The organism is Neisseria sp. P0014.S009, assembly GCF_051958155.1.
GTDB classification, from domain to species: domain Bacteria; phylum Pseudomonadota; class Gammaproteobacteria; order Burkholderiales; family Neisseriaceae; genus Neisseria; species Neisseria flavescens_C.
Window position 1 is genome coordinate 1 of sequence record NZ_JBQCVS010000029.1, and the last position, 6,989, is coordinate 6,989.

Sequence of the window (6,989 nt, forward strand, 5' to 3'; positions counted from 1 at the left end):
CCGCCGTTGCCTGCCGTCGGCGCGGCGATGAATTCTTTGTCGGGCGCCTGCTTTTGCATTTCGTGCAGGATGCCCAAATCGGTCGCCACGATGAATTTTTTTTCGGGGCGCGATACGGCGGCTTTCAGTAGTTTGCTGGTCGAGCCGACCACGTCGCCCAGCTCGATGACGCTTTGCGGCGATTCGGGATGAACCAGTACCACCGCGTCGGGGTGTTCCGCCTTCAACGCTGCCAATTCCTGCCCTTTGAATTCGTTGTGGACGATGCACGAACCCTGCCACAACAGCATATCCGCGCCCGTTTCGCGGCGGATATAGTCGCCGAGGTGGCGGTCGGGTCCCCAAATCAGCTTCTCACCGCGCGATTTCAGATACGATACGATTTCCAACGCCACCGAAGACGTTACCACCCAGTCGGCACGCGCTTTCACGGCGGCGGAAGTGTTGGCGTACACCACCACCGTACGGTCGGGGTGTTGGTCGCAAAACGCTGAAAACGCCTCTTCCGGGCAACCCAAATCCAAAGAACATTCCGCCTCCAAATCAGGCATCAGCACCGTTTTTTCAGGGCAGAGGATTTTCGCGCTCTCGCCCATGAATCGCACACCCGCCACCACCAATGTACCGGCTTCGTGTTCCGCACCAAAACGCGCCATCTCCAACGAATCGCCCACGCATCCGCCTGTTTCCAAAGCCAAATCCTGAATCAGCGGATCAACATAATAATGCGCCACCAAGACCGCGTTTTTCTCCTTCAACAAAGCCTTAATTTCATCTTTCAGACGACCTGCCGTCTCGCGGTCGGGCGTGTCGGCAACCTTCGCCCACGCCTGACGGATTTGGCAGGCAGAAGTCGGCGTTTGGATGAGGGGCATATCATAATCGAACGAGCGGCGGGCGGCGGTTTGCATGAGACTTCCTTATGGCTGGTTTTTCAGACGGCATAAAGATTTGCCGTTTATATTTTGAAATATTTTTATATTATGCTCAACTTGAGTATAATGTGCAAGGTCGTCTGAAAACCGCTTTGGTTTACAATAAGGTTTTCTCTTGAATGAAAGCCACGCATGGATGCCTATCCTGAAACAGCAGCCAATACGCAAAGTATCGTCGAGCTTGTTCCTGTACTGATCGCCATTACAAACGGAAGCTTGAGGGTTTTGACAGTTGCCAAAGGAGAGCTATTACCCAATGGCCTGCTTGCACCGTTTCGCCACTCCTTGCAAGCAGGGGTCAGAATGTGGGTCGCCAAGCAGACATCGCAGCCTATGGGCTATGTAGAACAGCTTTATACCTTTGTCGATACGCGCCGCCAAAACGAGCAAGGCATGCCTGTCTTATACGTCAGCTATCTAGGGCTGGTGCGCGAAGCGGCCGACAGCATCCTTCATCCCGATGCGAAATGGCAGGACTGCTACTGCTATTTTCCGTGGGAAGATTTGCGTACTGACAGCGGGCTGCGCGATACCATCGTCAGCCGCCTGCGCATTTGGGCAAACTCGGCGGATACGGAGGAAGTGCGCCAAAAGCGGCTCAAGCGCATTCATTTGTGCTGGGGGGTAGAACCTGAAAATTGGTCGGAAGAATACGTTTTGCAACGCTATGAAATACTATACGAAAGCGGCCTGATAGCGGAAGCAGCCGAGCCTCAGGAAAACTTCAACTTCGCACTCACAGGGCAGCCCATGTGCCACGACCACCGCCGCGTGCTGGCGACTGCCTTGTCCCGCCTGCGCGCCAAAATCAAATACCGCCCAGTGATTTTTGAACTGATGCCGCCCGAATTTACATTGCTGCAACTGCAAAACAGCGTCGAAGCCATCAGCGGCAGGTTGTTGCATAAGCAAAACTTCCGCCGCCAGATTCAGCAGCAGAACCTTATCGAGCCGTCAGATACCAGCGTATCAGGTAGTAAAGGCCGTCCTGCACAGCTTTACCGCTTCCTCGACGACGTTCTGCCCGATCAGCTGATTTCTGATATCGGACTGCCGCTGGGTAGCCGCTAACTGATTTTCAGACGGCCTCAAATTAAATTTTGCCCCATCGGGCAATATCAATATTTTTCAACAAAGGAACCTTCATGTCGTCTGAAAACAACCTTCTTCCTCTCCCCGATACCCTGTTGCGCCCCATGGTAGAACAAGACTTGAGCGAAGATCTGGGCAGGCGCGGCGACATTACGTCCGCCGCCGTCATCGCGCCCGACAAAACCGCCAAACTTTTCCTGATCTGCCGCGAAGATGGCGTAATAGCAGGCATGGATTTGGCGCGTCTTGCCTTTCAGACGATGAATCCGTCCGTCCGTTTCCAAACCAAAATCCACGACGGACAAGCCGTCCGCGCAGGTCAGACGCTTGCCGCCGTCGAAGGCAACGCCTGCAGCCTGCTCGCCGCCGAACGCACCGCACTCAACTACCTCACGCACTTAAGCGGCATCGCCACCGCTACCGCTCGCGCAGTAGCCGAAGTTGCCGGTTACAATGTGGACATCGTGTGCAGCCGCAAAACCATCCCACTGCTTCGCGTCCTGCAAAAATACGCCGTCAGAGCAGGTGGGGGTGTGAACCACCGCATGGGCTTGGACGACGCCATCCTCATCAAAGACAACCATCTTGCCTATTGTGACGGCATCGCCCAAGCCGTACGGCAGGCAAAGCAGGCGGTCGGACCGTTGACTTGCGTGGAAATCGAAGTGGACACGCTGGCACAACTGGACGAAGCCATCGCGGCGGGCGCGGAACGGATTTTGCTGGACAATATGGACGACGAAACCTTAAAAGAAGCGGCAAACCGCTGCCACACACAAACCGCCCACCCTCACACCGTCTATTGCGAAGCATCGGGCGGCATCGGCTTCGACCGACTGAAGCGCGTGGCGCAAACCGGCGTGGACGGCATCGCCCTCGGCTATCTGACCCACAGCAGCCGCTCGTTGGACATAGGTTTAGATTTCATGGCTTAAGTTTGAGTTGACTATAAAGCAAAAAGGCCGTCTGAAATTTCAGACGGCCTTTAATATCACCCATCAACCCAACGTTACCATTTCAATCTGCTCCATACTTCTACCCAAGAAGCGTTCGCCGATGGTGCGGAAGCGCAGTGGGATGTCGCTGACGTAGAAGCGGTAATCCGGATTGTCGTTTTCTGTATTCAGCAAACCTGCTTGCGCCAAGGCTTTGGCGGTGGCTTCAGCGGTGGTGATGGCGGAATCGACCAAGGTGACGTTTTGTGCTTCGCGGCCGATAAGTGGTTTGAGCAGTGGGAAATGGGTACAACCCAACACCAGCGTGTCGATGTCGTCGGCCAAGAGCGGCTTCAGGTATTCACGCACGGTCAGGCGGGTGACTTCGTGATCGAGCCAGCCCTCTTCTACCAATGGCACAAGCAGGGGCGCGGCTTGTGTGCGCACCAGCGTGTCGTTGTTTTTCGAATGGATAGCGCGCGCGTAGGCATTGCTGTTGACGGTGGTATTGGTCGCGATAATGCCGATTCGGTTGTTTTTGGTGGTTTGCAAAGCGGCTTCCGCACCGGCGGAGATGACGTCCAATACGGGCATATTGCCTGCTTTTTGGCGGATTTTTTGTCCGGCAACGGCGGCGATGGTGTTGCACGCGATGACGAGTGCTTTGACATCGTTTTCCAGCAGGAAATCGACAATCTGCATGGCGAAGGTCTCGATAGTGGCACGGGATTTGGTGCCGTAGGGAACGCGTGCGGTGTCGCCGAAATAGATGATGTTTTCCATCGGCAGGCGTTCCATCAGGGCGCGGACGTTGGTCAAGCCGCCGACGCCGGAATCGAATACGCCGATGGGGCGTTGTTTGCTGGTACTCATGGTTAATTTCTTCAATATAGCGTTGAGGACGTCTGAAACCGTTTTTCAGACGGCCTGAAGGTTAAACATACTCTTTTTTATCGTTTTCTACCCAAGCCTGATGCGAGCAAATCCACAACAGCACGATACCGCATATAGTCGAACTCAACATCATACCGGCCATTACCAAGGCAGAACCATTATGCAGCCAAGTCGTTGCCATGCCAACCGATGCGCCGATGAGGGATTGGAACACGCCTAAAACCGCATTTGCGCTGCCGCCCTCTGCACTGAAATAGCTCATAAAGCAGGCTTGAGTGTTCGCACCGACCAAGCCTTGCGTACCGACTGAAAACATCACGCACAGCACCAAAGCCCACAAAGGCGGCAAAGACAGCGACAACACCAAAACCACCATCAGCAGATTGGCGGCAAATTGGACGATAATGCCCCATTTGAGGATGTTTTGCGGATGCGTACCGGTTTTCAAACGCCATGCGGTAACGCGGTTAAACGACATCATGGTAATGATATTGAGCGCAAATATCCAAGCGTATTGGTTTGGTGAAACATGATACAGGTGTTGGTACACGAACGACGATTCGGTCAAAAAAGCAAACATCGAACCGAAACTGAAAGCTTGGAAAAACAAATAGCCCATCGCGGCGCGCGTTCTCAAAACACGTTTAAACCTGCCGGCCACCACGCCGAACACGTCCATGCTGATTTTGCCTTTTTGATGCGGCTTGGGCAGGAAATACCACATCAAACCCCAAAGCAGCAGCGAATAGCAGGCCAGAAAACCGAAAATCATGCGCCAGCCGCCCAAATTCTGCAAGCCTGCACCAATCATTGGCGCCATCAGCGGCACAATCATCAGAATGATGCCGATTAAGGCAAACATCTGCGCGGCTTTGCGTCCGGAATAATAATCGCGCACCATCGCACCGGAAATCACCACGGTCATCCCCGCGCCAAACGCCTGCACGGCACGCAAGTTCAGCAGCTGCTCGACATTATTCACCATCGTCAAACCGATGACGGCGGCAAAGTAAATGCTCAAGCCCACCAAGGCGACAGGTTTGCGGCCTTTAATATCCGAAATCGACCCACCAACTACCTGACCAAACGCCACGCCAAACATAAAAAAGCTCAGGCTTTGCTCGATGCGGTGAATGTCCGAACCCAGTGACTTCGCCATTTCGGGAATCGCAGGCAGATAGGCATCGACAGAAAACGGCATCAGCGCGACCAACATCGCCATCAGCACGGCCATGGTTTTTTCGTCCAAAGGGGCTTGTTGTGCAGTCATTCCGACTTTCGCTTTCGTAAAAAATATTCAACAAACAAAGAAAACAACCGCCTTGTCAGACGGTTGCGGATTGGATGGAATTATAGCAGATTTCAACCTTGTCCAATCACTGCAAAAAAACCTTTGCAAAACTTAAGGCCGTCTGAAACTTTGCTTGGTTGAATCCCCTCGCCGCAAACGTTAAAATGCTTGTTTTTTAAGACAACAAATTGTTTCACATCACGGATTCTAAGGAATAATCATGACTACATTTCAAATTGCGCGTACCGACGGGAAAACGCTCGAAATCCAAGGCAAAATGGCCAACCGCCACGGCTTGATCGCCGGCGCGACCGGTACGGGTAAAACCGTTACTCTGCGCCGCATGGCGGAAGCCTTCAGCAGCGAAGGCGTCCCTGTATTTTTGGTCGATGTCAAAGGCGATTTGTCGGGCATCGCGCAAGCCGGTGCTAACAGCGGCAAAGTGGGCGAACGCATCGCTGAGTTTGGTTTGGGCGAGCAATGGCTACAAAATTTCCCCGTGCGATTTTGGGATGTTTACGGCGAAACCGGTATTCCCGTACGCGTCACCGTTTCAGAAATGGGCCCTATGCTTTTGGCTCGCCTGATGAATCTGAACGACACGCAAGAAGGTCTGCTCAACCTCGTGTTCAAAGTTGCTGATGACAGAGGCTGGCACATTCTGGACTTGAAAGACCTGCGCAGCATGTTGAAACACGTTTCCGACCATGCTTCGGAATACCGCACGCAATACGGCAACGTTTCTGCCGCCAGTATCGGCGCGATTCAACGCCAACTGCTGACTTTGGAAAACGAAGGTGCAGAAAAATTCTTCGGCGAACCTTCCCTCAACCTGCAAGACTGGATGCAAACCGACAACGGCAAAGGCATCATCAACATCCTCAACTCCGAAAAACTGATGCGCTCTCCGCGTATGTACAGCGCGTTTTTGCTGTGGATGCTGGCGGAGTTGTTTGAAACCCTGCCCGAAGTCGGCGATTTGGACAAACCGAAATTCGTGATGTTCTTCGACGAAGCGCATTTGATGTTCGACAATGCCGCCAATGCACTGGTCGAACAAATCGAACAAGTCGTACGCCTGATCCGTTCCAAAGGCGTGGGCGTATATTTCGTCACCCAAAACCCGCTCGACTTGCCCGATACCATTCTCGGCCAACTGGGTAACCGCGTACAACACGCCCTGCGCGCTTTCACGCCGCGCGACCAAAAAGCGGTTAAAGCAGCTGCCGAAACCTTCCGCAGCAACCCCAACATCAAAGTTGCCGAAGCGATTGCCGAACTCGGCGTCGGCGAAGCCCTCGTTTCCTTCCTTGATGAAAAAGGTATGCCCGAGCCGGTAGAACGCGCCCTTATTCTGCCGCCGCAATCTTCCTTAACCCCGCTTACCGCAGAGGAACGCAACCGCCTGTTCCAAAACGACGATTTATATCCAACCTATAAAGATATGGTGGACAACTACTCCGCTTTTGAAGCATTGGCCGAAGCAGACAGCCAAGCAGCCGCAGAAAAAGAAGCCGCAAATGCCGCCAAAGAGCAGGGAAAAGCGCAAAAAGCCGCAGAAAAAGAAGCTGCCAATGCCGATCCCGGCATCCTCGGCGGACTGATTGGCGGCTTGAGCGGCGGACGTAAAAAATCCGGCCAAGGTTTGGGCTACAACGTTGCCGACGCCATCGGCAGCCAAATCAACCGCCAAGTAACCAACGCCATTTCCCGCAGCGTAATGGGCATTATTAAAAATATGTTTAAATAATCAGCCTGCGAACATAAAAGGCCGAGACCTTTGCAAAAAAGCCCTTCCTTCGACAGCTGAAACTCCAAAACAGGTTTTCGTCTATTTCCGCT

At 53.3% G+C, this 6,989-nt stretch carries 6 protein-coding genes; 3 read left to right on the plus strand and 3 right to left on the minus strand.

Annotated elements, in window-relative coordinates; translation table 11 throughout:
- A partial coding sequence (nadA, locus tag ACTHS4_RS11325; protein ID WP_440365954.1) for a quinolinate synthase NadA occupies window positions 1-911 on the minus strand: 911 nt, incomplete at its 3' end.
- A 156-nt stretch (window positions 912-1,067) separates the two neighbouring features.
- Between nadA and ACTHS4_RS11330 the strand changes: the two genes are divergently transcribed.
- Entirely contained in the window at window positions 1,068-2,006 is a 939-nt protein-coding gene (locus ACTHS4_RS11330; RefSeq protein WP_070826607.1) for an NUDIX hydrolase, read from the plus strand.
- A 74-nt stretch (window positions 2,007-2,080) separates the two neighbouring features.
- On the plus strand, window positions 2,081-2,962 hold the full coding sequence (nadC, locus tag ACTHS4_RS11335) for a carboxylating nicotinate-nucleotide diphosphorylase (RefSeq protein WP_440365955.1): 882 nt from the start codon (window positions 2,081-2,083) through the stop codon (window positions 2,960-2,962).
- Window positions 2,963-3,025: 63 nt separating this feature from the next.
- On the opposite strand, the gene murI is transcribed toward nadC, so the two are convergent.
- Together murI and ACTHS4_RS11345 are read right to left on the minus strand one after the other, a co-directional pair.
- Window positions 3,026-3,835, minus strand: coding sequence for a glutamate racemase (gene murI / locus ACTHS4_RS11340; RefSeq protein WP_049331752.1), 810 nt, complete (start codon window positions 3,833-3,835; stop codon window positions 3,026-3,028).
- A gap of 61 nt (window positions 3,836-3,896) precedes the next feature.
- A complete protein-coding gene (locus ACTHS4_RS11345; RefSeq protein WP_070826605.1) occupies window positions 3,897-5,126 on the minus strand; it encodes a multidrug effflux MFS transporter in 1,230 nt (409 codons plus the stop codon).
- 241 nt (window positions 5,127-5,367) lie between these two features.
- Between ACTHS4_RS11345 and ACTHS4_RS11350 the strand changes: the two genes are divergently transcribed.
- Window positions 5,368-6,897, plus strand: coding sequence for a helicase HerA-like domain-containing protein (locus ACTHS4_RS11350; protein WP_371460358.1), 1,530 nt, complete (start codon window positions 5,368-5,370; stop codon window positions 6,895-6,897).
- Window positions 6,898-6,989: the final 92 nt, after the last annotated feature.

Coding starts and splice junctions, on each gene's coding strand:
- nadC (WP_440365955.1), top strand. CDS start 2,081: ATGTCGTCTGAAAACAACCTTCTTCCTCTCCCCGATACCCTGTTGCGC.
- ACTHS4_RS11330 (WP_070826607.1), top strand. CDS start 1,068: ATGGATGCCTATCCTGAAACAGCAGCCAATACGCAAAGTATCGTCGAG.
- ACTHS4_RS11350 (WP_371460358.1), top strand. CDS start 5,368: ATGACTACATTTCAAATTGCGCGTACCGACGGGAAAACGCTCGAAATC.
- murI (WP_049331752.1), bottom strand. CDS start 3,835: ATGAGTACCAGCAAACAACGCCCCATCGGCGTATTCGATTCCGGCGTC.
- ACTHS4_RS11345 (WP_070826605.1), bottom strand. CDS start 5,126: ATGACTGCACAACAAGCCCCTTTGGACGAAAAAACCATGGCCGTGCTG.